This window comes from Kosakonia sp. CFBP8986, from assembly GCF_034044935.1.
Taxonomy (GTDB): Bacteria; Pseudomonadota; Gammaproteobacteria; order Enterobacterales; family Enterobacteriaceae; genus Kosakonia; species Kosakonia cowanii.
In genome coordinates, this window is sequence record NZ_JAXCXB010000003.1 from 522,402 (window position 1) to 548,128 (window position 25,727).

Sequence of the window (25,727 nt, forward strand, 5' to 3'; positions counted from 1 at the left end):
GCGCATGAAAGCCGCGGCGAAGATGGTGAAAGCGAAACGCCAGGAAGAGCAGGCCAACTTTATAAGTTGGCGTTTTGCGTTGCTTTGCGGCTGTATTTTATTGGCGCTCGGCTTCCTGATTGGTCGCGTCGCGTATCTGCAAATCATCAACCCCGATATGCTGGTGCGCCAGGGCGATATGCGCTCGCTGCGCGTGCAGGAAGTGGCGACCTCGCGCGGGATGATCACCGACCGCTCCGGACGTCCGCTGGCGGTTAGCGTGCCGGTAAAAGCGATCTGGGCCGATCCGAAAGAGCTGCATGACGCAGGTGGCGTAACGCTGGATAACCGCTGGAAAGCGCTCTCCGATGCGCTCAATATGCCGCTCGACCAGCTCGCCTCGCGCATCAACGCTAACCCGAAGATGCGCTTCATCTACCTTGCCCGCCAGGTTAACCCGGATCTGGGGGACTACATCAAAAAACTCAAGCTTCCCGGCATTCATCTGCGTGAAGAGTCGCGCCGCTACTACCCGTCCGGGGAAGTGACCGCTCACCTGATCGGCTTTACTAACGTCGACAGCCAGGGGATTGAAGGGGTCGAAAAGAGCTTTGATAAGTGGCTTACCGGCCAGCCGGGCGAGCGCATCGTGCGTAAAGATCGTTATGGTCGCGTAATTGAGGATATCTCCTCGACCGACAGCCAGGCGGCGCACAACCTCGCGCTGAGCATTGACGAACGTTTGCAGGCGCTGGTTTACCGCGAACTGAACAACGCCGTGGCGTTTAACAAAGCCGAATCCGGCAGCGCCGTGCTGGTGGATGTTAACACCGGTGAAGTGCTGGCGATGGCCAACAGCCCCTCCTATAACCCGAACAACTTCTCCGGCACCGCCAAAGACGCGATGCGTAACCGCGCTATCACCGACGTTTTCGAACCAGGTTCGACGGTGAAGCCCATGGTGGTAATGACCGCGCTGCAACGCGGCGTGGTTAACCCGAATACGGTGCTTAACACCGTGCCTTACCGAATTAACGGTCACGAAATCAAAGACGTGGCGCGCTATAGCGAATTGACCCTTACCGGGGTGCTGCAGAAGTCGAGTAACGTTGGCGTATCCAAGCTGGCGTTAGCGATGCCCTCCTCAGCGTTAGTAGATACTTACTCACGTTTTGGACTGGGAAAAACGACCAATTTGGGGATGGTCGGGGAACGCAGTGGCTTATTTCCTCAAAAACAACGGTGGTCTGACATAGAGAGGGCCACCTTCTCTTTCGGCTACGGGCTAATGGTAACGCCGTTACAGTTAGCGCGAGTCTACGCAACCATTGGCAGCTACGGCATCTATCGCCCGCTGTCGATTACCAAAGTCGATCCGCCCGTACCGGGTGAGCGCGTCTTCAACGAATCCATTGTCCGCACCGTGGTGCACATGATGGAGAGCGTGGCGCTGCCGGGCGGCGGCGGGGTAAAAGCGGCCATTAAGGGCTATCGCATCGCGATCAAAACCGGTACCGCGAAAAAAGTCGGGCCGGATGGGCGCTACATCAACAAATACATTGCATACACTGCGGGCGTCGCGCCTGCCAGCAGGCCGCGCTTTGCGCTGGTGGTGGTCATTAACGATCCGCAAGCGGGCAAATACTACGGTGGCGCGGTCTCTGCACCGGTCTTCGGTGCCATCATGGGCGGCGTACTGCGTACCATGAACATCGAGCCGGATGCGCTGACCACGGGCGAAAAAAGTGAGTTTGTAATTAATCAAGGCGAGGGATCAGGTGGCAGATCGTAATTTGCGCGACCTTCTCGCTCCGTGGGTACCGATGCTACCTGCGCGAGCACTACGAGAGATGACACTCGACAGCCGTGTGGCTGCGTCGGGCGATCTCTTCGTGGCGGTGGTCGGTCATCAGGCGGACGGGCGTCGTTATATCCCGCAGGCGATTGCGCAAGGTGTTGCTGCCATTATTGCTGAAGCGAAAGACGAGGCAAATGACGGTGAAATTCGTGAAATGCACGGCGTGCCGGTGGTTTACTTAAGCCAGTTGAATGAGCGCCTCTCTGCGCTGGCGGGCCGTTTCTACGGCGAGCCGTCAGACCAGTTGCGCCTGATTGGCGTCACCGGAACTAACGGTAAAACCACCACCACGCAGCTGTTAGCGCAGTGGAGCCAGTTGCTGGGTGAAACCAGCGCGGTGATGGGTACGGTCGGCAACGGCCTGCTTGGTAAAGTGGTGCCAACGGAAAACACCACTGGTTCTGCGGTCGATGTCCAGCATGTGATTGCCGGTCTCGCGGAGCAGGGCGCTACCCTTGCCGCGATGGAGGTCTCCTCCCACGGTTTAGTTCAGCATCGCGTGGCGGCACTGAAATTCGCCGCCTCGGTGTTCACCAATTTAAGCCGCGATCACCTCGATTATCACGGCGATATGACCCATTACGAAGCTGCCAAATGGCTGCTCTTCTCCTCGCACCACTATGGTCAGGCGATCATCAACGCCGATGACGAAGTGGGCCGCCGCTGGCTGGCAAACCTGCCGGATGCGGTTGCCGTGTCGATGGAAGGTCATATCAATCCGGATTGCCACGGGCGCTGGCTGAAAACCCTGAGCGTTGATTACCACGACAGCGGGGCGACCATTCGCTTCGACTCCAGCTGGGGCGAAGGCGAAATCGAAAGCCGCCTGATGGGCGCGTTTAACGTCAGCAACCTGCTGCTGGCGCTGGCAACCCTGCTGGCGCTTGGCTATCCCCTCAGCGATCTGCTGAAAACCGCTCCCCGCCTGCAACCCGTTTGCGGACGGATGGAAGTGTTTAGCGCGCCGGGCAAACCGACGGTGGTGGTGGATTATGCCCACACGCCGGACGCGCTGGAAAAAGCGCTGCAGGCCGCGCGCCTGCACTGCACAGGAAAACTGTGGTGCGTCTTTGGCTGCGGCGGCGATCGTGACAAGGGCAAACGTCCGCTGATGGGCGCGATTGCCGAAGAGTTTGCCGATGTGCCGGTCGTCACCGATGACAACCCGCGCACCGAAGAGCCACGCGCCATCATTAATGACATTCTCGCCGGTATGCTCGACGCCGGACGCGCGCATGTGGTGGAGGGCCGCGCCGAAGCGGTGACCAACGCCATTATGCAGGCCAAAGAGAACGATGTGGTGCTGCTGGCAGGTAAAGGCCATGAAGATTATCAGATTGTCGGCACCCACCGTCTCGATTACTCAGACCGTGTGACCGCCGCGCGTCTGCTGGGGGTAGTAGCATGATTAGCGTAACGCTCAGCCAGCTTGCCGGCACGCTGCACGGTGAACTTTTAGGTCAGGACGTCACCATTGACGCCGTGACCAGCGATACCCGCAAACTGACGCCGGGCTGCCTGTTTGTGGCGTTGAAAGGCGAACGTTTTGACGCCCACGATTTTGCCGAGCAAGCCAAAGCGGGCGGCGCGGGCGCGCTGCTGGTGAGCCGCAAGCTGGATACCGATCTGCCGCAACTGGTGGTGAGTGATACCCGCCAGGCCTTTGGCGAACTGGCGGCATGGGTGCGTCAGCAGGTGCCGACGCGCGTTGTTGCGCTGACCGGCTCCTCCGGTAAAACCTCGGTGAAAGAGATGACCGCCGCCATTCTTAGCGAGTGCGGCAACACGCTCTACACCGCGGGTAACCTGAACAATGATATCGGCGTGCCGATGACCCTGCTGCGCCTGATCAAAGAGCACCAGTACGCGGTGATTGAGCTGGGGGCTAACCACCAGGGCGAAATCGCCTGGACCGTCAGCCTGACCCGCCCGGAAGCGGCGCTGGTCAACAACCTGGCTGCTGCGCATCTGGAAGGGTTCGGATCGCTGGCGGGCGTGGCGAAGGCGAAAGGTGAAATCTACACCGGCCTGCCGGCCAACGGCATCGCCATTCTCAATGCCGATAACAATGACTGGCTGAACTGGCAGAGCATTATCGGCGATCGCAAAGTGTGGCGCTTCTCGCCCAACGCGGCGAACAGCGATTTTACCGCCACCAATGTGCATATCACCTCCCACGGCACCGAGTTCACGCTGCAAACGCCGACCGGCAATGCCGAGGTGACTTTACCCCTGCCGGGACGTCACAACATTGCTAACGCGCTGGCAGCGACCGCGCTGGCGATGGCGGTGGGCGCATCTCTCGATGCGGTAAAACAGGGCCTGGCGAAGCTGAAAGCAGTGCCGGGCCGTCTCTTCCCGGTGCGCCTTGGTGAAAACCAGCTGCTGCTGGACGATACCTATAACGCTAACGTCGGGTCGATGACCGCCGCTGCGCACGTGCTGGCAGAGATGCCCGGCTACCGCGTCATGGTGGTGGGCGATATGGCGGAGCTGGGCGACGAGAGCGAAGCCTGCCACGTTCAGGTCGGCGAAGCGGCGAAAGCCGTCGGTATCGACAAGGTGCTGAGCGTCGGCACATTAAGTAAAGCGCTCAGCGACGCCAGCGGCGTTGGCGAGCATTTCAACGATAAAGCTGCGGCCACGGCGCGTTTAACAGCGCTGATTGCCGAGCACCCAATGATTACTATTTTAGTGAAAGGTTCACGTAGCTCCGCCATGGAAGAGGTGGTACGCGACTTACAGGAGAACGGGACATGTTAGTTTGGCTGGCCGAGCATTTGGTCAAATATTATTCCGGCTTTAACGTCTTTTCCTATCTGACGTTTCGCGCCATTGTCAGCCTGCTGACCGCGCTCTTCATCTCACTGTGGATGGGGCCGCGCATGATCGCCCGCTTGCAGAAACTCTCTTTTGGCCAGGTTGTGCGTAACGACGGCCCGGAATCGCACTTCAGTAAACGCGGTACGCCGACGATGGGCGGGATCATGATCCTCACCGCGATTGTCGTCTCGGTGTTGCTGTGGGCTTACCCCTCCAACCCGTACGTCTGGTGCGTACTGGTGGTGCTGGTGGGCTACGGCATCATCGGCTTTGTCGATGATTACCGCAAAGTGGTGCGCAAAGATACCAAGGGGCTTATCGCCCGCTGGAAGTACTTCTGGATGTCGGTGATTGCGCTGGGCGTCGCGTTTGCGCTCTACCTTGCCGGAAAAGATACCCCCGCCACCGAACTGGTGGTGCCGTTCTTTAAAGATGTGATGCCGCAGCTCGGTCTGTTCTACGTGCTGCTCGCTTACTTTGTGATTGTCGGCACCGGTAACGCCGTCAACCTGACCGATGGCCTCGATGGCCTGGCGATTATGCCGACCGTCTTTGTCGCAGGCGGTTTCGCGCTGGTGGCGTGGGCGACCGGTAACATGAACTTCGCCAACTATCTGCACATCCCTTATCTGCGTCACGCGGGTGAGCTGGTGATCGTCTGTACGGCGATTGTCGGTGCCGGGCTCGGTTTCCTGTGGTTTAACACCTATCCGGCGCAGGTCTTTATGGGCGATGTCGGATCGCTGGCGCTCGGCGGCGCGCTCGGCATTATCGCCGTGCTGCTGCGCCAGGAGTTCCTGCTGGTGATTATGGGCGGTGTCTTTGTGGTGGAAACGCTGTCGGTGATTTTGCAGGTTGGCTCGTTCAAACTGCGCGGCCAGCGCATTTTCCGTATGGCACCGATTCACCACCACTATGAATTGAAAGGCTGGCCGGAGCCGCGCGTGATTGTGCGCTTCTGGATTATTTCGCTGATGCTGGTGCTGATTGGCCTGGCAACGCTGAAGGTACGTTAATCATGGCAGATTACCAGGGTAAAAAAGTCGTCATTATCGGTTTAGGCCTGACGGGCCTTTCCTGCGTGGACTTTTTCCTCGCGCGCGGCGTCACGCCTAAGGTGATGGATACCCGCACGTCGCCGCCGGGGCTGGATAAGCTGCCGGAAACGGTCGAGCGCCATCTTGGTAGTCTTAATGATAACTGGTTGCAGAGCGCCGATCTGATTGTCGCCAGCCCCGGTATGGCGCTGGCGCATCCGTCGCTCAGTGCGGCAGCGGACGCGGGCGTCGAGATTGTCGGCGATATCGAGCTCTTCTGCCGCGAAGCGCAGGCACCGATCATCGCCATTACCGGTTCGAACGGCAAAAGCACCGTCACCAAACTGGTTGGTGAGATGGCGGAAGCGGCCGGTAAAAATGTTGGTGTCGGCGGCAATATTGGCCTGCCAGCGCTGATGCTGCTGGACGAAGCGCGCGAGCTGTATGTGCTGGAGCTCTCCAGCTTCCAGCTGGAAACCACCTCCAGCCTGCACGCCGTGGCGGCAACCATTCTTAACGTCACTGAAGATCATATGGATCGCTATCCGTTTGGCCTGCAACAGTACCGCGCGGCCAAACTGCGTATCTATGAAAACGCCAAAGTGTGCGTGGTCAATGCCGATGACGCCCTGACCATGCCGGTTCGCGGTGCCGATGAGCGCTGCGTCAGCTTTGGCGTTGACGTCGGTGACTATCACCTCAACCGCCAGCAGGGCGAAATCTGGCTGCGGGTAAAAGGTGAGAAGGTGCTGAACGTCAAAGAGATGAAACTGAGCGGCCAGCACAACTACACCAACGCGCTGGCAGCGCTGGCACTGGCGGATGCGGCAGGTTTACCGCGCGCCAGCAGCCTGAAGGCGCTGACCACCTTTGGCGGGCTGGCGCACCGCTTCCAGCTGGCGTTTGAGCATAACGGCGTGCGCTGGATCAACGACTCGAAAGCGACCAACGTCGGCAGCACCGAAGCGGCGCTTAATGGCCTGCAGGTGGAAGGTACGCTGCATCTGCTGCTCGGCGGTGACGGCAAATCGGCGGACTTCTCGCCGCTGAAGCGCTATCTTGGCGGCGATCGTATTCGCCTCTACTGCTTCGGGCGCGATGGCGCTGAGCTGGCTGCGCTGCGCCCGGATGTGGCTGAGCAGACAGAAACTATGGATCAGGCGATGCGTTTAATTGCCGCGCGCGTGCAGCCAGGCGATATGGTGCTGTTGTCGCCGGCCTGTGCCAGCCTCGATCAGTTTAAGAATTTCGAACAACGGGGCGACCAGTTCACCCGTCTGGCGCAGGAGTTAGGCTAATGCGTTTAACGCTTCCCCGCCCGAGAATGCCGCGTCTGCCAGGTTATGGGATCCTGGCGTGGCTGTTTGCGGCATTGAAAGGCTGGGTCATGGGCTCGCGACAGAAAGATACCGACAGCCTGGTGATGTACGACCGCACGCTGCTGTGGTTGACGCTGGGCCTGGCGGCGATCGGCTTCATTATGGTGACCTCCGCGTCAATGCCGGTCGGTCAGCGTTTGACGGACGATCCCTTCTTCTTCGCCAAACGCCATGGGCTTTATCTGTTCCTGTCGTTCTGTATGGCGATGATCACGCTGCGCCTGCCGATGGAGTTCTGGCAGAAGTACAGTTCGGTGATGCTGATCGCGGCGATCATTATGCTGTTAGTGGTGCTGGTGGTGGGGAGTTCGATCAACGGTGCATCGCGCTGGATTGACCTTGGCATCATGCGCTTCCAGCCGGCGGAGTTCACCAAGCTGTCGCTCTTCTGCTACCTGGCGAACTACCTGGTGCGCAAAGTGGACGAGGTACGTAATAACCTGCGCGGCTTCTTAAAACCGATGGGCGTGATCCTCGTGCTGGCGGTCCTGTTGCTGGCGCAGCCTGACCTCGGTACGGTGGTCGTGCTGTTTATTACTACGCTGGCGATGCTGTTCCTCGCGGGGGCGAAGCTGTGGCAGTTCATCGCCATTATCGGCATGGGTATCTCGGCAGTGGTGCTGCTGATCCTCGCTGAACCCTATCGTATTCGCCGCGTAACCTCCTTCTGGAACCCGTGGGAAGATCCGTTTGGCAGCGGATATCAGTTAACCCAGTCGCTGATGGCGTTTGGCCGCGGCGAGCTGTGGGGGCAGGGGCTCGGCAACTCGGTGCAGAAGCTGGAGTATCTGCCGGAAGCGCATACCGACTTTATCTTCTCCATCATCGGCGAAGAACTCGGTTATATCGGTGTGGTAGCCGCACTTTTAATGGTATTCTTCGTCGCTTTCCGCGCCATGTCCATTGGCAGAAAAGCGCTGGAGATTGACCACCGCTTCTCCGGTTTCCTTGCCTGCTCCATAGGTATCTGGTTTAGCTTCCAGGCGCTGGTTAACGTCGGTGCGGCAGCCGGTATGCTGCCGACCAAAGGCTTAACCCTGCCGCTGATCAGTTACGGCGGCTCCAGTTTATTGATTATGTCGACGGCGATTACGCTGTTGCTACGGATAGATTATGAAACGCGTCTGAAGAAAGCTCAGGCGTTTACACGAGGTGTGTGATGAGTGGTCAACCTAAGCGGTTAATGGTGATGGCAGGCGGAACCGGCGGGCATGTTTTCCCCGGTCTCGCCGTGGCGCACCATTTGATGGATCAGGGCTGGCAAGTACGCTGGCTCGGAACCGCCGATCGTATGGAGGCTGACCTGGTGCCGAAACATGGCATTGATATCGACTTCATCCGCATCTCTGGCCTGCGCGGCAAAGGGCTGAAAGCGTTGCTGCTCGCGCCGGTGCGTATCTTTAATGCCTGGCGTCAGGCGCGCGACATTATGAAGCGCTTCAAGCCGGACGTGGTGCTGGGCATGGGCGGGTATGTTTCCGGCCCTGGTGGTCTTGCGGCCTGGTCGCTCGGTATCCCGGTTGTTCTGCATGAGCAGAACGGTATTGCCGGTTTGACCAACAAGTGGCTGGCGAAGATCGCCACCAAAGTGATGCAAGCGTTTCCCGGCGCATTTCCGAAAGCGGAAGTGGTGGGGAACCCGGTGCGCGTCGATGTGCTGGCGCTGCCGCTGCCGCAGATGCGTCTGCCGGGCCGCGAAGGGCCGATTCGCGTGCTGGTAGTTGGCGGCTCGCAGGGCGCGCGCGTGCTGAACCAGACCATGCCGCAGGTGGCGGCTAAACTGGGCGCGGCGATCACCATCTGGCATCAGAGCGGGAAAGGCGCGCAGCAGGATGTAGAGCAGGCATATGCCACTGCGGGTCAGGCGCAGCATAAAGTTACTGAATTTATTGACGATATGGCTAAAGCCTATGCGTGGGCGGATGTGGTCGTTTGCCGCTCCGGCGCGCTGACGGTGAGCGAAATCGCCGCTGCCGGTCTGCCGGCGCTGTTTGTGCCGTTTCAGCACAAAGACAGACAGCAGTACTGGAATGCCCTGCCGCTGGAGAAAGTGGGCGCGGCGAAGATCCTCGAACAGCCGCAGTTTACCGTTGATGCTGTGGCAGCAACGCTTGCGGGCTGGGATCGTGAAGCATTAAGAGAGATGGCGGAACGCGCACGCGCGGCAGCCATCCCCGACGCCACCGAGCGGGTGGCGCATGAAGTGAGCCTTGCGGCTCAAGGGTAAATCGTGGCGACGCCTGTTTGCGTCGCGCCAATTTTTTAGAAGTTGATGGCGTTTAGAAAATGAATACACAAGAACTTGCGAAACTGCGTTTAATCGTGCCTGAGATGCGTCGCGTCCGGCACATTCACTTCGTTGGCATCGGCGGTGCTGGCATGGGCGGTATTGCCGAAGTGCTGGCCAACGAAGGCTACCAGATTAGCGGTTCTGATTTAGCGCCAAACCCGGTGACGCAGCAGCTGACGTCCCTTGGCGCCACCATCTACTTCAACCATCGCCCGGAAAATGTGCTCGATGCGAGCGTTGTTGTGGTCTCCAGCGCCATCTCTGCCGATAACCCAGAGATTGTTGCCGCACAGGAAGCGCGTATCCCGGTGATCCGCCGCGCGGAGATGCTGGCTGAATTAATGCGTTTTCGTCACGGCATCGCTATCGCCGGGACGCACGGAAAAACGACCACCACCGCCATGGTCTCCAGCATCTACGCAGAAGCGGGTCTGGATCCAACCTTCGTTAACGGCGGGCTGGTAAAAGCGGCCGGGGTGCATGCGCGCCTGGGCCATAGCCGTTATCTGATTGCCGAAGCGGATGAGAGCGACGCCTCCTTCCTGCACCTGCAACCGATGGTGGCGATTGTGACCAATATCGAAGCTGACCATATGGATACGTACCAGGGTGACTTCGAGAATTTGAAAACGACCTTTATCAACTTCCTGCACAACCTGCCGTTTTATGGCCGTGCGGTGATGTGTGTTGATGACCCGGTGATCCGCGAGCTGTTGCCGCGCGTCGGGCGTCAAATTACCACCTATGGATTTAGCGACGACGCCGATGTGCGCGTTGAAGAGTACCGCCAGCAGGGGCCGCAGGGCCACTTTACGCTGGTACGCCAGGATAAACCGGCGCTGCGCGTGACGCTCAATGCGCCGGGTCGCCACAATGCGCTTAATGCCGCAGCGGCGGTGGCGGTGGCGACGGAAGAGGGGATTGATGACGAGGCGATTCTGCGCGCACTGGAGAACTTCCAGGGCACCGGGCGCCGCTTTGATTTCCTCGGCGAGTTTCCGCTAGAAGCGGTAAATGGCAACAGCGGCAGCGCGATGCTGGTTGATGATTACGGCCACCATCCAACGGAAGTGGACGCGACGATCAAAGCCGCGCGCGCCGGCTGGCCGGATAAGAATCTGGTGATGATTTTCCAGCCGCACCGCTATACGCGTACCCGCGATCTCTATGACGATTTCGCCAACGTGCTGACGCAGGTGGATAAGCTGCTGATGCTGGAAGTTTACGCCGCGGGCGAAACGGCGATCCCGGGTGCTGACAGCCGTTCGCTGTGCCGCACGATCCGCGGTCGCGGCAAGATCGACCCGATCCTGGTCTCCGATCCGGATCAGGTGGCAGCGATGCTGGCCCCGGTGCTGACCGGTAACGATCTGATCCTGATTCAGGGCGCAGGTAATATCGGCAAGATCGCCCGCAGCCTCGCGCAGTGCAAACTGGTGCCGCAGAGCGAGGAGGTGCAGCGTGGCTGAGAAAGTTGCCGTTCTGCTGGGTGGAACCTCCGCCGAGCGCGATGTGTCGCTTAATTCAGGCGCGGCTGTGCTTGCCGGGCTGCGTGAAGGTGGTGTTGACGCCCATGCCATTGATCCGCGCGAGGTTGATGTAACCCGCCTGAAAGAGATGGGCTTCAGTAAAGCGTTTATCGCGCTGCACGGCCGCGGCGGTGAAGATGGCACGCTGCAGGGTCTGCTGGAGCTGACCGGCGTTCCCTACACCGGCAGCGGCGTGATGGCCTCTGCGATTTCAATGGATAAACTGCGCAGCAAATTGCTGTGGCAGGGCGCGGGTTTACCGGTTGCGCCATGGGTTGCGCTGACGCGCGGCGAGTTTGAATCAGGCCTGCAAGTGTCTGATATTCAAAGTATTGAAGCGTTGGGCTTGCCCCTGATCGTTAAGCCAAGCCGTGAAGGCTCCAGCGTCGGGATGTCAAAGGTCAACGAAAGTAGCGATCTGCAGGCGGCTTTAGCGCTTGCTTTTCAACACGATGATGAAGTTCTGATCGAAAAATGGCTCAGTGGCCCGGAATTTACCGTCGCGTTGCTTGGAAATGAAATTTTACCGTCGATTCGCATTCAACCGGCGGGAATCTTCTATGATTATGAGGCGAAGTATCTCTCTGATGAGACGAAGTATTTCTGTCCATCAGGTCTGGAAGCAGAGCGGGAAGCGGCTTTACAGGCGCTGATCGCCAAAGCGTGGCAGGTTTTAGGCTGCCGCGGCTGGGGGCGAATCGATGCCATGCTCGACAGCGATGGTCAATTTTACTTGCTGGAAGCGAATACCTCGCCGGGTATGACCAGCCACAGCCTGGTGCCGATGGCGGCGCGTCAGGCGGGGCTGAGCTTTACCCAGCTTGTTGTTCGTATTCTGGAACTGGCGGAGTGATATGTCTCAGGCTGCGCTGAACACGCGAAATCGCGAAGCGGAGGCGGTAACGACCTCCCGCCGCAACAATGGAACGCGCCTTGCCGGCATTGTGTTCCTGTTGACGGTACTGTGCACCGTGTTGGTGAGTGGCTGGATTGTGCTCGGCTGGATGGATGACGCGCAGCGGTTACCGCTGTCGAAGCTGGTGTTAACCGGCGATCGTCACTACACGCGCAATGATGATATTCGCCAGTCCATTCTGGCGCTTGGCGCACCCGGGACCTTTATGTCCCAGGACGTCAATATCATTCAGAGCCAGATTGAGCGCCTGCCGTGGATCAAGCAGGCGAGCGTAAGAAAGCAGTGGCCGGACGAATTGAAGATTCATCTGGTTGAATATGTGCCCATAGCGCGGTGGAATGACCAGCATATGGTTGATGCGGACGGCAACGCCTTTAGCGTACCGGCAGAACGCACCAGCAAGCAGATATTGCCGATGCTGTATGGCCCGGAAGGCAGCGAAAATGAAGTGCTGCAGGGTTACCGCGATATGGGACAGGTGCTGGCAAAGGATAAGTTCACGCTGAAAGAAGCGGCGATGACCGCGCGGCGCTCCTGGCAGGTGACGCTGAGCAATGATATCAAGCTCAACCTGGGCCGTGGCGATACGATGAAACGTCTGGCGCGCTTTGTTGAACTCTATCCGGTGCTGCAGCAGCAGGCCCAGACGGACGGCAAAGAGATAAGCTACGTGGATTTGCGCTATGACTCAGGCGCGGCGGTAGGCTGGAAGCCTGCCCCTGTACAGGAACAAGCGGATCAGCAGCAAAATCAGGCACAACAGAATCAGGCACAGGCAGAGCAACAATGATCAAGGCGACGGACAGAAAACTGGTAGTTGGACTGGAGATTGGCACCGCGAAGGTCGCCGCTTTAGTAGGGGAAGTTCTGCCCGACGGTATTGTTAATATCATTGGCGTAGGCAGTTGCCCATCCCGTGGGATGGACAAAGGCGGGGTGAACGATCTGGAGTCGGTGGTGAAGTGCGTACAGCGCGCCATCGATCAGGCCGAACTGATGGCCGATTGCCAGATCTCCTCGGTCTACCTTGCGCTCTCGGGGAAACACATTAGTTGCCAGAACGAAATTGGTATGGTGCCGATTTCAGAAGAAGAAGTGACGCTGGAAGATGTGGAAAACGTGGTGCATACCGCGAAATCAGTCCGCGTACGCGATGAACACCGCGTGCTGCACGTGATTCCGCAGGAGTACGCCATTGACTACCAGGAGGGCATTAAAAACCCGGTAGGCCTTTCCGGCGTGCGTATGCAGGCGAAAGTACACCTGATTACTTGCCATAACGATATGGCGAAAAACATCGTTAAAGCCGTTGAACGATGTGGTTTGAAAGTTGACCAACTTATCTTTGCCGGGCTGGCCTCCAGCTACTCGGTGTTGACGGAAGATGAACGCGAACTGGGCGTCTGCGTCGTTGACATCGGCGGTGGTACAATGGACATGGCCGTTTATACCGGCGGCGCACTGCGCCACACCAAAGTGATCCCTTACGCGGGGAATGTGGTAACCAGCGATATCGCCTACGCCTTCGGCACACCGCCGAGTGATGCGGAAGCGATTAAAGTTCGCCACGGTTGCGCGCTGGGATCGCTGGTCGGTAAAGATGAGAGCGTGGAAGTACCAAGCGTGGGCGGTCGACCGCCGCGCAGCCTGCAGCGCCAGACGCTGGCAGATGTGATTGAGCCGCGCTATACCGAGCTGCTCAACCTGGTTAACGACGAGATATTGCAGTTGCAGGAGCAGCTTCGCCAGCAGGGCGTGAAACATCATCTTGCGGCGGGGATTGTATTAACCGGCGGCGCGGCGCAGATTGAAGGTCTGGCGGCCTGCGCGCAACGTGTGTTCCATACGCAGGTGCGTATTGGTGCACCGCTCAATATTACTGGCTTAACTGATTACGCCCAGGAGCCGTATTACTCTACGGCGGTTGGGTTGCTGCACTACGGGAAAGAGACCCATTTAAGTGGTGAAGCGGAAGTGGAAAAGCGGACGTCAGTCGGTTCGTGGTTCAAACGAATCAACAGCTGGCTGCGAAAAGAGTTTTAATTTTTTTCAGAGACCGTAGAAAATTAGCGGTTTCAGGCGACAGGCACATACGCCAATCCTGATAAGCGGCCCACGGGCTGCCCGGTGGATGAGGCGTAAAGACGGAGAGAGATTATGTTTGAACCAATGGAATTAACCAACGACGCGGTGATTAAAGTCATCGGCGTCGGTGGCGGCGGCGGTAATGCCGTAGAGCATATGGTGCGCGAGCGCATCGAAGGGGTTGAGTTCTTCGCGGTGAATACCGACGCCCAGGCGTTGCGTAAGACAGCGGTAGGGCAGACCATTCAGATCGGTGGCGGTATCACCAAAGGTCTGGGCGCAGGGGCTAACCCTGAAGTCGGTCGTAATGCGGCTGAAGAAGATCGTGAAGCGCTGCGCGCTGCGCTGGAAGGCGCTGATATGGTCTTTATCGCAGCGGGCATGGGTGGCGGTACCGGTACCGGTGCGGCGCCTGTGGTAGCTGAAGTCGCTAAAGACTTAGGCATTCTGACCGTTGCGGTGGTGACCAAGCCGTTCAACTTTGAAGGCAAGAAGCGCATGGCCTTTGCAGAGCAGGGTATTACTGAGCTCTCAAAACATGTCGATTCCCTGATCACTATTCCGAACGACAAGCTGCTGAAAGTGTTGGGTCGCGGTATCTCTCTGCTTGACGCGTTTGGCGCGGCAAACGACGTGCTGAAAGGCGCAGTGCAGGGTATCGCCGAGCTGATTACCCGTCCGGGTCTGATGAACGTTGACTTCGCCGACGTGCGCACCGTGATGTCCGAAATGGGCTACGCGATGATGGGCTCCGGTGTGGCAAGCGGTGAAGATCGTGCGGAAGAAGCGGCAGAAATGGCGATCTCCAGCCCGCTGCTGGAAGATATCGACCTCTCTGGCGCGCGTGGTGTGCTGGTTAACATCACCGCGGGCTTCGACCTGCGTCTGGATGAGTTCGAGACCGTTGGTAACACCATTCGTGCGTTCGCTTCTGACAACGCGACGGTGGTTATCGGTACTTCTCTTGACCCGGATATGAACGACGAACTGCGCGTGACCGTTGTTGCCACCGGTATCGGTATGGACAAGCGTCCTGAGATCACTCTGGTAACCAACAAGCAGGCGCAGCAACCGGTAATGGATCGCTACCAGCAGCACGGCATGCAGCCGATGCAGCAGGAGCAGAAGCCGGCGAAAGTGGTTAACGACAATACGCCGCAGACCACGAAAGAGCCCGATTATCTGGATATTCCGGCGTTTCTGCGCAAGCAGGCGGACTAAGAATTTGCTGGAATTTGGGCATGTTCGCTCTTTGTGCTAAACTGGCCCACCCATTGTGTTATACAATTTGGTTGGATTGGTAATAAGGCGAGATTATACGATGATCAAACAAAGGACTCTTAAACGTATCGTTCAGGCGACTGGTGTCGGTTTACATACCGGCAAGAAAGTCACACTGACGTTGCGCCCTGCGCCGGCAAATACCGGGGTCATCTATCGTCGCACTGACTTAAATCCACCGGTAGACTTTCCGGCTGATGCTAAATCTGTGCGTGATACTATGCTCTGTACTTGTCTGGTCAACGAGCATGACGTGCGGATTTCCACCGTCGAGCACTTAAATGCGGCTCTGGCGGGGCTGGGTATCGACAACATTATTGTCGAAGTCGATGCACCGGAAATTCCAATTATGGATGGCAGTGCAGCACCGTTCGTATACCTGTTGCTTGACGCAGGGGTCGAGGAGCTGAACAGCGCCAAGAAATTCGTTCGCATCAAAGAGACGGTGCGCGTTGAAGATGGCGATAAGTGGGCCGAGTTCAAACCGCATAACGGTTTTACGCTCGATTTCACCATCGACTTCAACCACCCGGCGATTGATGCCAGCACGCAACGCTACGCGATGAACTTCTCTGCCGACGCATTTATGCGCCAGATTAGCCGCGCGCGCACCTTCGGTTTCATGCGTGATATCGAATATCTTCAGTCCCGCGGCCTGTGCCTGGGCGGAAGCTTCGATTGTGCCATCGTAGTTGACGATTATCGCGTACTGAACGAAGACGGCCTGCGTTTCGAAGATGAATTCGTGCGCCACAAAATGCTCGATGCAATCGGCGACCTCTTTATGTGTGGTCACAACATTATCGGTGCGTTTACCGCTTATAAATCCGGTCATGCGCTGAACAACAAACTTCTGCAGGCTGTTCTGGCAAAACAGGAAGCCTGGGAATATGTGACCTTCGAAGACGAAGCTGAACTGCCGCTGGCATTCAAAGCACCTTCAATGGTTCTGGCATAACGCCATAACCTAAAAAATCGACTGGTTAACCTGGCACTCTCTCCGGTCAGGGGAACCAGTCGTTTTTCTTTTTGCGCACCGCAAAACCCTCTCTTTACGACTAATCTTTCCGGAAATATTTTCAACACTGCGATCCTGCGTTTGATTGCTGCTTTCCTCGCCAGTTTTCACGTGCGTCAGGCCTGTTTCCTGCTGTGTGGCGGCGGCATTAGTGATAAGATTTGGGCGCAATCGACTTTCATAGACGCAACATCATGGACGCGTCTTTTTTGGTGGAGCAAGTGAGCGGAATACTGACGCGTTGGCGACAATTTGGCAGACGCTATTTCTGGCCGCATCTCTTATTAGGGATGGTCGCGGCGAGTTTTGGCTTGCCCGCGCTTGCCAGTAATACCGAAACCCACGCCACGCGCGAAACAACGCGCAATCACGCTTCGGCAACTACGGCGAATTTTACCAGCCTCGCGCTCCTGGAAGCGAAACGCCGTCCGAACTTCACCGTCGATTACTGGCATCAGCACGCCATCCGCACCGTTATTCGTCATCTTTCGTTCGCCATGGCGCCGCAAACGCTGGCCGCCGCAACGGAAGAGCCTTTGCCGATTCAGGCACACCATCTTGCCCTGCTCGATACGTTAAGCGCGCTGCTTAACGTCGAAAGCAAGCCGCCGGCGATTGTACGCCTTGCAGCTCGCCTCTCTTTTACACCATTCGCGACGTTCAGTGTCTCGAACTGGATTAGCCAGGCGCAGGGGATCCGCGCCGGGCCATACTCCCTCAGCTAAAAAAAGCCCTATTCATCCATTTTTTTTCGCTTCGCTGAGCGGAGTATCAGAGATTTTTATCATGCTAAATTTGTTAACAAAAGTATTCGGTAGCCGCAACGATCGTACGCTGCGCCGTATGCGTAAAACCGTCAACCAGATTAATGCCATGGAACCGGCCCTTGAGAAGCTCAGCGATGATGAGCTGAAAGGGAAGACGGTAGAGTTCCGCGCGCGTCTTGAGAAGGGCGAAAGCGTTGACTCCCTGCTGCCGGAAGCCTTTGCGGTGGTACGCGAAGCCAGTAAACGCGTCTTCGGCATGCGCCACTTTGATGTGCAGCTGCTTGGCGGCATGGTGCTTAACGATCGCTGCATCGCCGAGATGCGCACCGGTGAAGGTAAAACCCTGACCGCAACCCTGCCGGCCTACCTCAACGCGCTGAGCGGCAAAGGCGTGCACGTGGTGACCGTCAACGACTATCTGGCGCAGCGTGACGCCGAAAACAACCGTCCGCTGTTCGAGTTCCTCAGCCTGACCGTCGGCATCAACTTGCCTGGCATGCCGTCTGTCGCGAAACGCGAAGCTTACGCCGCCGATATCACCTACGGTACCAACAACGAATATGGCTTCGACTACCTGCGCGACAACATGGCGTTCAGCCCGGAAGAGCGCGTTCAGCGTAAGCTGCACTATGCGCTGGTGGATGAAGTGGACTCCATCCTGATCGATGAAGCGCGTACGCCGCTTATCATCTCTGGTCCGGCGGAAGATAGCTCCGATCTCTACAAAAAAGTGAACAAAATCATTCCTCACCTGGTGCGCCAGGAGAAAGAGGACTCTGACACCTTCCAGGGCGAAGGCCACTTCTCTGTCGACGAAAAAGCGCGTCAGGTTACCCTGACCGAGCGCGGTCTGGTACTGATTGAAGAGCTGCTGGTGAAAGAGGGCATCATGGAGGAGGGTGAGTCGCTTTACTCCCCGACCAACATCATGCTGATGCATCACGTTACCGCCGCGCTGCGCGCCCATGTGCTCTTTACCCGCGATGTTGATTACATCGTGAAAGAGGGTGAAGTAATCATCGTTGATGAGCACACCGGTCGTACGATGCAGGGCCGCCGCTGGTCCGATGGCCTGCACCAGGCCGTTGAAGCTAAAGAAGGCGTTGAGATCCAGAACGAAAACCAGACCCTGGCTTCTATCACCTTCCAGAACTACTTCCGTCTTTATGAAAAACTGGCCGGTATGACCGGTACCGCAGATACCGAAGCGTTTGAATTCAGCTCCATCTACAAGCTCGATACCGTGGTTGTGCCGACTAACCGCCCGATGATCCGTAAAGATATGGCGGATCTGGTCTATATGACCGAAGCGGAAAAAATCCAGGCGATCATCGAAGATATCAAAGAGCGTACCGCCAACGGTCAGCCGGTGCTGGTCGGTACCATCTCGATTGAAAAATCAGAAGTGGTATCGAATGAGTTAACCAAAGCGGGCATCAAACATAACGTTCTGAACGCCAAGTTCCACGCCAAAGAGGCGGATATTGTGGCGCAGGCCGGTTATCCGGGCGCGGTCACTATCGCCACCAACATGGCAGGTCGTGGTACCGATATCGTGCTGGGCGGTAGCTGGCAGTCTGAGCTGGCCGAGCTGGTCGATCCGACCCCTGAGCAGGTTGCAGAGCTGAAAGCCGAGTGGCAGAAACGCCATGACGCGGTGCTGGCATCAGGTGGTCTGCACATCATCGGTACCGAGCGCCACGAATCGCGCCGTATTGATAACCAGCTGCGTGGCCGTTCCGGTCGTCAGGGCGATGCGGGTTCTTCCCGTTTCTACCTCTCGATGGAAGATGCGCTGATGCGTATTTTCGCCTCCGATCGCGTCTCCGGTATGATGCGTAAGTTAGGCATGAAGCCGGGCGAAGCGATTGAGCACCCATGGGTGACAAAAGCGATTGCCAACGCGCAGCGTAAAGTGGAAAGCCGCAACTTCGATATCCGTAAGCAGCTGCTGGAATATGATGATGTGGCGAACGATCAGCGTCGCGCAATCTACACCCAGCGTAACGAGCTGCTGGATGTGACCGACGTGAGCGAAACCATCAACAGCATTCGTGAAGATGTCTTCAAAGCGACCATCGACGGGCACATTCCGCCGCAGTCTCTGGAAGAGATGTGGGATATTCCTGGCCTGCAGGAGCGTCTGAAAAATGATTTCGACCTCGAACTGCCGATTGCGGAGTGGCTCGATAAAGAGCCGAACCTGCATGAAGAGACGCTGCGTGAGCGTATTCTGCAGAGCGCGGTAGAGACCTATCAGCGTAAAGAGGAAGTGGTTGGCGCGGAGATGATGCGTCACTTCGAAAAAGGCGTCATGCTGCAAACCCTCGACTCCTTGTGGAAAGAGCACCTGGCGGCGATGGATTATCTGCGTCAGGGGATCCATCTGCGCGGCTACGCGCAAAAAGATCCGAAGCAGGAGTACAAGCGTGAATCCTTCGCCATGTTCGCCGCGATGCTGGAGTCACTGAAGTATGAAGTGATCAGCACCCTGAGCAAGGTGCAGGTGCGCATGCCGGAAGAAGTTGAAGCGATGGAGCAGCAGCGCCGCGAAGAGGCAGAGCGTCTGGCACAGATGCAGCAGCTAAGCCATCAGGACGATGAAGCCGCTGCCGCCGCTGCACTTGCCGATCAATCCGGCGAGCGCAAAGTTGGCCGGAACGATCCTTGCCCGTGCGGTTCTGGTAAGAAATATAAACAGTGCCATGGCCGTCTCGCATAACGGCTAACTAACTGATGAAAAGGCGCAGAGATCTGCGCCTTTTTTATGGAGTCATCAGCATGAAAATACTCAACATCGCCGTCGGTATTATTCGTAATCCACAGGGCGAAATCTTTATTACCCGGCGCGCGGCCGATGCGCATATGGCAAACATGCGCGAATTCCCCGGCGGCAAAATCGAAGCGGGTGAAACGCCGGAGCAGGCGATGATCCGTGAACTTCAGGAAGAAGTAGGCATCACCGCGCAAAGCGCCACACTGTTCGATAAGCTGGAGTATGAATTCCCCGACCGCCATATCACGCTCTGGTTCTGGCTGGTGGACAAATGGCAGGGCGAGCCGTGGGGTAAAGAGGGGCAGCCGGGCGAGTGGATTGCGCAGAGTGCGCTGAAAGCGGAAGATTTTCCCCCCGCTAACGAACCGGTCATTACAAAACTGATTGCGCTGAGCTAGGCCCGCTGACCTTCAGCCAGCGGGCAGCCGGGATTACTGTTGCTCTTCGCTCCACTCATCGCTGTCAGAGAGATCGCCTGCGCTGGGGATACGTTTCTCTTCCGCAGCCCATTCGCCAAGATCAATCAACTGGCAGCGTTTGCAGCAAAAAGGGCGATACGGGCTGGCTTCGCCCCACACCACAGGTTTGCCGCAGGTCGGGCAATTCACAATTGTCTTATCAGTCATCAGGGTTCCTTAACAGCAGGCTAATTCAAAATCGAGCCGCTCCGGCACCGTGCCGTGTTCGCTATCGAGGGGCATAAAACGAATGGCAAAGCGGCTTTTATGGCCGGAGATTTGCGGGTAAAGCCGCGCGTCAAGCGGCAGTTGCAGACGCAGCAGATCGGCATCATCACCGTTATCCTGGTAGAAACCGTTCAGACTGGTCTGGCGACGATACGGGGCGGCATTGCGGATCAGATCGAGGATTAATGTCAGGGTAGCGCGCAGCGGTTCAAGGCTCTCCAGCCAGTAATTGACCTGCGCATCGCGTTGCTCCTGCGGTAAGTGTAACCACATATGCAGCGTCGGCAGATCGAAGCTACAGCAGCCGCCGGGGATGCTTAAGCGCTGGCGCACCAGCGCAATCAGCCGATCCTCACGTAACATCTGACCGATGCGCGGCGCATTCATCAGCACGGCACCGCTCGCTTTAAGCTGTTGGCGGATCTCTTCAATACGCCTGGGATCGACGCCCGGCACTTCGCTCCAGGCTTGCAGCTTACGCTGCTGGCGCTCCAGCTCTTTCAACAATTCAGTACGGGTGTCACCGCGCTCGAACACATCCAGCAGATCGCCCACGTTACGGAAGAAGTGCAGCGCGCCGGCATGATCGCTGACGGGCAGATGGACGGAGAGTTGTTGCAGTAAGAACTCGACACGCAGCCAGGTGCGCATCTTTTCATTCAGCGGATGTTCAAAAAGGATGTGGGTGTGCATTACGGTTTTTCCTGTGATACGGCCTGCGCGGCGAGAGCGAGATAGTGCGCGTGCAGGCGGGCAACATCCGATGCGATTGCATCTGGTGCGCCATTATTGTCAATGACATCATCCGCGACGGCAAGCCGCGCATCGCGCGTAGCCTGCGCGGCGAGGATCTGTTCAGCATGTTCGCGGGTCACGCCGTCACGGCGCATGGTGCGTAAAATTTGCGTCTCAACCGGAACGTCAATGACTAATACCCGATCGGCTTTGTGGTAAAGCTGGTTCTCCACCAGCAGAGGGACGACCCACAGCACATAAGGTGATGTCGCCTGTGCCATCTGACGCTCGGTCTCTTGCTGGATAAGCGGGTGCAGCAAGCCGTTGAGCCAGCGCTTATCGACGTCAGAGGCAAAAATATGTTCGCGCATTAAACGACGGTTGAGTGAACCGTCCGCGAGGATCATTTCATCGCCGAACTTTTCGGCAATAGCGCGTAGCGCAGGGGTGCCGGGTTCGACGACCTGGCGTGCAATAACGTCCGCATCGATAACGTTAGTGCCCTGTTCGGCGAACGCGTCCGCCACGGTACTTTTACCGCTGCCAATACCGCCCGTTAACGCGACCTTATACTTCATAACACTCAATCCTGTAAGGGGCTGCCAGACTCATTCTCTGCTGTTATTTTCGTCACTCATCACAACGAAACCGCAGCAGACTTAGCGTGAAAAAAAGCAAAGCCACTCTTTTTTTATTTATAGGAATCAGTAAGTTGAAAATCAATCAGACAATAAAGAAATCAATTAACTGAAACTGGCATATTCACCAGGTAAATTTATAGGATTGTAGCGTAAAAAAAGAGATTTTCGCAGTCTTGCGCGGCCCTTATTAGTGCGTATGATAGCGTCACTGGAGTTGTGAGTTTGTCTTAGCGCCATTAACCCCAGGAATCCCTACATGCGTATCGAAGAAGATTTGAAGTTAGGTTTCAAAGACGTTCTTATCCGCCCTAAACGTTCCACTCTTAAAAGCCGTTCCGATGTTGAACTGGAGCGCGAATTCACTTTCAAGCACTCAGGAATGCGCTGGTCCGGCGTACCGGTTATCGCTGCCAATATGGATACCGTAGGGACATTCGCCATGGCGAAAGCGCTCGCCTCGTTCGATATCCTGACTGCCGTACACAAGCACTACTCCGTTGAGGAGTGGCGCGCATTTGTGCAGGCACAGGCCGACTCTGTGCTGCGCCATGTGATGGTTTCAACCGGCACCTCCGATGCCGATTTTGAAAAAACCAAACAGATTCTCGCGCTGCATTCCTCGCTCAATTTTGTCTGCATCGACGTTGCTAACGGCTACTCCGAACACTTCGTGCAGTTTTTGGCTAAGGCACGTGAAGCCTGGCCGGACAAAACCATCTGCGCGGGCAACGTCGTAACCGGCGAAATGTGCGAAGAGCTGATCCTCTCCGGCGCCGATATCGTCAAAGTGGGCATTGGCCCTGGCTCTGTCTGCACGACGCGCGTGAAAACCGGCGTCGGTTACCCGCAGCTCTCTGCGGTTATCGAGTGTGCCGATGCAGCGCACGGCCTCGGCGGCCAGATCGTCAGCGACGGCGGTTGCACCGTGCCGGGCGACGTTGCCAAAGCGTTTGGCGGCGGCGCAGACTTCGTGATGCTCGGCGGTATGCTGGCAGGCCATGAAGAGAGCGGCGGCACGCTGATGGAAGAGAACGGCGAGAAGTTTATGCTTTTCTACGGCATGAGTTCTGAGTCCGCGATGAACCGTCACGTTGGTGGCGTGGCAGGCTACCGTGCTGCTGAAGGCAAAACCGTTAAGCTTCCGCTGCGTGGCCCGGTTGAGACTACCGCGCGCGATATTCTCGGTGGTTTACGTTCCGCCTGCACTTACGTCGGTGCCTCTCGTCTGAAAGAGCTGACCAAACGCACCACCTTTATTCGCGTTCAGGAGCAGGAAAACCGCGTTTTCAACAGCCTCTAAACGGCTTGCGGTAAACGCGGCTTAACGTGTTGTACCGCCATCAGCCTGTACCGCCCATCGCATCGCCAAGATGAAAGATGGGCAGGTACATTGCCACCACCAGCACACCAATGATTATCCCTGTCACCACCAGCATCAGCGGCTCCAGCACGGCCGCCAGCCCGTCCGCCTGACGCTGCGTCTGTTCACTGTAATACTGCGCCAGATTATCCAGCATGCTGTCGAGTGCGCCTGACAGCTCCCCGGTTCGCACCAGCTGTATGCAAAGCGGCGGAAACTCACCGCTCGCTTTTAATGCGGCAAATATCGGCGCGCCCTCGGTTATCTCCCGCTGCGCCCGCACTAACAGATCTCGCCAGTAGGGGCAGACCACCGTTTCGGTCACGCTCTCCAGTCCCTGTAAAAAGACAATACCGGCACGCTGGGTCAGCGACAAGACGGTAAAGATCTGGCTCAGGCGCTGCCCACGCACCAGCGGCCCGATAATTGGGCTGGCAAGCAGCAACCGCTGACAGGCACTTAGCCAGTTGTCGTGACTACGTAGCCGCAGCAGTAGCGCACCTGCCAGCACACTAACCAGAACAAAAGGCAGGGCGCACTGTTTGATTATCCCCGCTCCCGCAATGATGCCGCGCGTTAATGCTGGCAGCGGCGTATTGAAAGTCTGGTAGATGGCGGCGAACTCCGGCAGCACCAGGTAGATCATCGCCAGCACCACCGCCGCGGTCAGCGACAGAATAATCAGCGGGTAGCGCAGCGCTTTTTTCACCTTCAGCTTCAGTTCATGCTGCGCTTTTTGCTGCGCAGCGAGCCTGAAGCAGCACTCGTCCAGCTTGCCGGTCAGTTCACCGGTGCGGATCATCGCCTGCCAGAGCGGCGGAAAGACTTCCGGCCACTGACGCAGCGCCGCAGAGAAGGTTTCCCCTTCTTCGAGTGCCGCTGACAGGCTGCGGAGCAGCGCCTGCCACTGCCTGGCCGGATGCTGCTCCGCCATCAGCTGTAACCCTTCCGGCAGTGTCAGCCCGGCCTGAAGCAGGGTGGCAAGCTGGTTGAGCAGCGGCGTGCTCTGCTCGGGGCTCCACAGACGTGCGCGCACCGCTCGACGTTTCAGCTTCAACGGATGGCACTGCTGTTGCAACAGGCATAATACCGCCGCGTCACGGCTTACACTCCAGAGCAGCCCCTCATGTAGTTCACCGCTATCATCTAGCCCCGACCATTGCCAGAGTTGCCTACTCGCCATGCGGGTAGCCCAATATCCGTACCAGCTCCTCAAAGGTCGTCAGCCCCTGTTCAACCGCCTGGCAGCCATGGTGAAAAAGCGTTGTCATGCCCTCTTCACGCGCGCACTGCTCAATCTCGTTCACGCTCATGCCGCTGGCAATCGCCTGGCGAATCGGCGGTGTGATGTTGAGGATCTCAAACAGCGCCACTCGGCCGTAGAAACCGTGGTAACAGGCTTCACACCCCTGAGCGCGCCAGCGTGGGAGTGGGCGTGACCAGACGTTATCAGGCAGATGAATGCTCTCTGTCGCCAGCTTGCGGCAGTGGGGGCAGAGCTTACGCACCAGCCGCTGGGCAACCACCAGCGATAACGCCGAAGAGATCATCCAGCGCGCCACGCCCATCTGCTCAATCCGCACCAGCGTTTCGCTGGTGGAGTTGGTATGCAGCGTCGACAGCACCAGGTGGCCCGTCTGCGCGGCCTTGATAGCAATCTCGGCGGTTTCACCATCGCGGATTTCGCCGACCATAATGACATCGGGATCCTGGCGCAGCAGGGCACGCAGCACGCTCTGAAAAGTGAGCCCTGCGCGTGGGGCTATCTGTGTTTGATTCAGACCCGCCAGCGGGATCTCCACCGGATCTTCCACGCTGCAAAGATTAACCTCCGGCTTATTTCGCGCCTGCAACGCGCTGTAGAGCGTGACGGTTTTTCCGCTGCCCGTGGGACCGGTTACCAGCAGTAAACCTTGCGGCTGCGCCAGCGCGGCGTTGAACTGTGCCAGCTGCGCGTCAGTCATGCCGAGCGCGGGCAGTGCCAGCGCCTGGTTCACCTGGTGCAGCAGCCGCAGCACCACTTTCTCGCCGTGGCGGCAGTGCAGTGTGGCAATACGAAACGACACCGGCTGATCGGCGAGGGTTACGGTGAACTGCCCATCCTGCGGCAGCCGCCGCTCGGCGATATCCAGATTGCCCATCACTTTTAAGCGGGCGGTCAGGGTATCGGAGAGTGTGCAGGGCAGGGGCGACAGCGGATGCAACACGCCATCCACTCGCAGGCGGATCGCGTAGTGCGTCTCGCCCGGCTCGAAATGGATATCTGATGCGCGCAGCATCAGTGCCTGTTGCAGCGTATGGTTGATGATCTCGACCGCCGAGCCGCTCTCTTCGGTGAGCGTGGCATGCGTGGCGGGTAGCGCCTGCGTGGCGAGCTGTTGATGCTTTTCCATCTCCTCCTGTGTCCAGCAGCGAATATCAACGCGCTGTTGGGCAACAAAACTGAGCGACTCCATTAGCTCCATGCTCGGACTACCTACAACCGCGATAACCAGCGCGTCATCATCCTTGCTCAGTAAGGCCGCGTTATGGCGGCGGCACAGCGCCTCAAGTTTGTTCTCTTTCAT

Annotated in this window: 22 protein-coding genes; 17 read left to right on the forward strand and 5 right to left on the reverse strand. The window is 57.6% G+C overall.

Translation table 11 applies throughout. From position 1 onward, the window contains the following. Positions 1-4 precede the first annotated feature (4 nt). From SOM48_RS09160 to mutT, 16 genes are all read left to right on the forward strand, one after another. Positions 5-1,771: a peptidoglycan glycosyltransferase FtsI gene (locus SOM48_RS09160; protein ID WP_023480405.1), complete on the forward strand. Its 1,767-nt coding sequence runs from the start codon at positions 5-7 to the stop codon at positions 1,769-1,771. Further along, on the forward strand, positions 1,758-3,245 hold the full coding sequence (gene murE, locus SOM48_RS09165) for a UDP-N-acetylmuramoyl-L-alanyl-D-glutamate--2,6-diaminopimelate ligase (protein ID WP_054802799.1): 1,488 nt from the start codon (positions 1,758-1,760) through the stop codon (positions 3,243-3,245). Before SOM48_RS09160 ends, murE begins: the two co-directional genes overlap by 14 nt. After that, complete coding sequence (gene murF, locus SOM48_RS09170) at positions 3,242-4,600, forward strand: UDP-N-acetylmuramoyl-tripeptide--D-alanyl-D-alanine ligase (RefSeq protein WP_320511828.1); 1,359 nt, start codon at positions 3,242-3,244, stop codon at positions 4,598-4,600. The genes murE and murF overlap by 4 nt, the downstream gene beginning before the upstream one ends. Beyond that, the gene (gene mraY / locus SOM48_RS09175) at positions 4,594-5,676 is read left to right on the forward strand and encodes a phospho-N-acetylmuramoyl-pentapeptide-transferase (protein ID WP_023480302.1); all 1,083 of its coding nucleotides are present in this window, start codon (positions 4,594-4,596) and stop codon (positions 5,674-5,676) included. The genes murF and mraY overlap by 7 nt, the downstream gene beginning before the upstream one ends. Positions 5,677-5,678: 2 nt before the next feature. Continuing rightward, positions 5,679-6,995, forward strand: coding sequence for a UDP-N-acetylmuramoyl-L-alanine--D-glutamate ligase (murD, locus tag SOM48_RS09180; RefSeq protein WP_313354093.1), 1,317 nt, complete (start codon positions 5,679-5,681; stop codon positions 6,993-6,995). Then, positions 6,995-8,236, forward strand: coding sequence for a cell division protein FtsW (gene ftsW / locus SOM48_RS09185; RefSeq protein WP_054802800.1), 1,242 nt, complete (start codon positions 6,995-6,997; stop codon positions 8,234-8,236). Before murD ends, ftsW begins: the two co-directional genes overlap by 1 nt. Next, positions 8,236-9,303, forward strand: coding sequence for an undecaprenyldiphospho-muramoylpentapeptide beta-N-acetylglucosaminyltransferase (gene murG / locus SOM48_RS09190; RefSeq protein ID WP_023480440.1), 1,068 nt, complete (start codon positions 8,236-8,238; stop codon positions 9,301-9,303). The genes ftsW and murG overlap by 1 nt, the downstream gene beginning before the upstream one ends. A 59-nt stretch (positions 9,304-9,362) precedes the next feature. Then, positions 9,363-10,835, forward strand: coding sequence for a UDP-N-acetylmuramate--L-alanine ligase (gene murC / locus SOM48_RS09195; RefSeq protein WP_128483641.1), 1,473 nt, complete (start codon positions 9,363-9,365; stop codon positions 10,833-10,835). Next, entirely contained in the window at positions 10,828-11,748 is a 921-nt protein-coding gene (locus SOM48_RS09200) for a D-alanine--D-alanine ligase (RefSeq protein ID WP_042718390.1), read from the forward strand. The genes murC and SOM48_RS09200 overlap by 8 nt, the downstream gene beginning before the upstream one ends. Position 11,749: 1 nt before the next feature. After that, on the forward strand, positions 11,750-12,601 hold the full coding sequence (gene ftsQ / locus SOM48_RS09205; protein WP_042718391.1) for a cell division protein FtsQ: 852 nt from the start codon (positions 11,750-11,752) through the stop codon (positions 12,599-12,601). Continuing rightward, a complete protein-coding gene (ftsA, locus tag SOM48_RS09210; protein ID WP_023480191.1) occupies positions 12,598-13,854 on the forward strand; it encodes a cell division protein FtsA in 1,257 nt (418 codons plus the stop codon). Before ftsQ ends, ftsA begins: the two co-directional genes overlap by 4 nt. Before the next feature lie 114 nt (positions 13,855-13,968). Then, positions 13,969-15,117 (forward strand): cell division protein FtsZ, encoded by a 1,149-nt coding sequence (ftsZ, locus tag SOM48_RS09215; RefSeq protein ID WP_007373153.1) that lies wholly within the window; start codon positions 13,969-13,971, stop codon positions 15,115-15,117. Positions 15,118-15,217: 100 nt separating this feature from the next. After that, on the forward strand, positions 15,218-16,135 hold the full coding sequence (gene lpxC, locus SOM48_RS09220) for a UDP-3-O-acyl-N-acetylglucosamine deacetylase (RefSeq protein ID WP_023480366.1): 918 nt from the start codon (positions 15,218-15,220) through the stop codon (positions 16,133-16,135). 281 nt (positions 16,136-16,416) lie between these two features. Continuing rightward, positions 16,417-16,920 (forward strand): secA translation cis-regulator SecM, encoded by a 504-nt coding sequence (gene secM / locus SOM48_RS09225; RefSeq protein ID WP_206616703.1) that lies wholly within the window; start codon positions 16,417-16,419, stop codon positions 16,918-16,920. A gap of 58 nt (positions 16,921-16,978) precedes the next feature. After that, positions 16,979-19,684, forward strand: a complete 2,706-nt coding sequence (gene secA, locus SOM48_RS09230) for a preprotein translocase subunit SecA (protein ID WP_320511848.1) — start codon at positions 16,979-16,981, stop codon at positions 19,682-19,684. Positions 19,685-19,743: 59 nt separating this feature from the next. Further along, positions 19,744-20,136 (forward strand): 8-oxo-dGTP diphosphatase MutT, encoded by a 393-nt coding sequence (gene mutT, locus SOM48_RS09235; RefSeq protein ID WP_128483639.1) that lies wholly within the window; start codon positions 19,744-19,746, stop codon positions 20,134-20,136. A gap of 33 nt (positions 20,137-20,169) precedes the next feature. Here the strand turns inward: mutT and yacG are convergent, their stop codons facing one another. The 3 genes from yacG to coaE are packed head-to-tail and all read right to left on the reverse strand — an operon-like array spanning position 20,170 to position 21,737. Beyond that, positions 20,170-20,364, reverse strand: a complete 195-nt coding sequence (gene yacG / locus SOM48_RS09240) for a DNA gyrase inhibitor YacG (RefSeq protein ID WP_076768890.1) — start codon at positions 20,362-20,364, stop codon at positions 20,170-20,172. 9 nt (positions 20,365-20,373) lie between these two features. Further along, positions 20,374-21,117: a cell division protein ZapD gene (gene zapD / locus SOM48_RS09245; protein WP_042716639.1), complete on the reverse strand. Its 744-nt coding sequence runs from the start codon at positions 21,115-21,117 to the stop codon at positions 20,374-20,376. Then, complete coding sequence (coaE, locus tag SOM48_RS09250; protein WP_320511829.1) at positions 21,117-21,737, reverse strand: dephospho-CoA kinase; 621 nt, start codon at positions 21,735-21,737, stop codon at positions 21,117-21,119. Before coaE ends, zapD begins: the two co-directional genes overlap by 1 nt. Before the next feature lie 319 nt (positions 21,738-22,056). On the opposite strand from coaE, the gene SOM48_RS09255 reads away from it, so the two are divergent. Beyond that, positions 22,057-23,100 carry a GMP reductase gene (locus SOM48_RS09255; protein ID WP_320511830.1) on the forward strand — a complete coding sequence of 348 codons (1,044 nt, stop codon included), beginning with the start codon at positions 22,057-22,059 and terminating at the stop codon, positions 23,098-23,100. Between the two features lie 40 nt (positions 23,101-23,140). Here the strand turns inward: SOM48_RS09255 and hofC are convergent, their stop codons facing one another. After that, entirely contained in the window at positions 23,141-24,343 is a 1,203-nt protein-coding gene (hofC, locus tag SOM48_RS09260) for a protein transport protein HofC (RefSeq protein WP_320511831.1), read from the reverse strand. Further along, positions 24,333-25,727: a type II secretion system protein GspE gene (gspE, locus tag SOM48_RS09265; RefSeq protein ID WP_320511832.1), complete on the reverse strand. Its 1,395-nt coding sequence runs from the start codon at positions 25,725-25,727 to the stop codon at positions 24,333-24,335. The genes hofC and gspE overlap by 11 nt, the downstream gene beginning before the upstream one ends.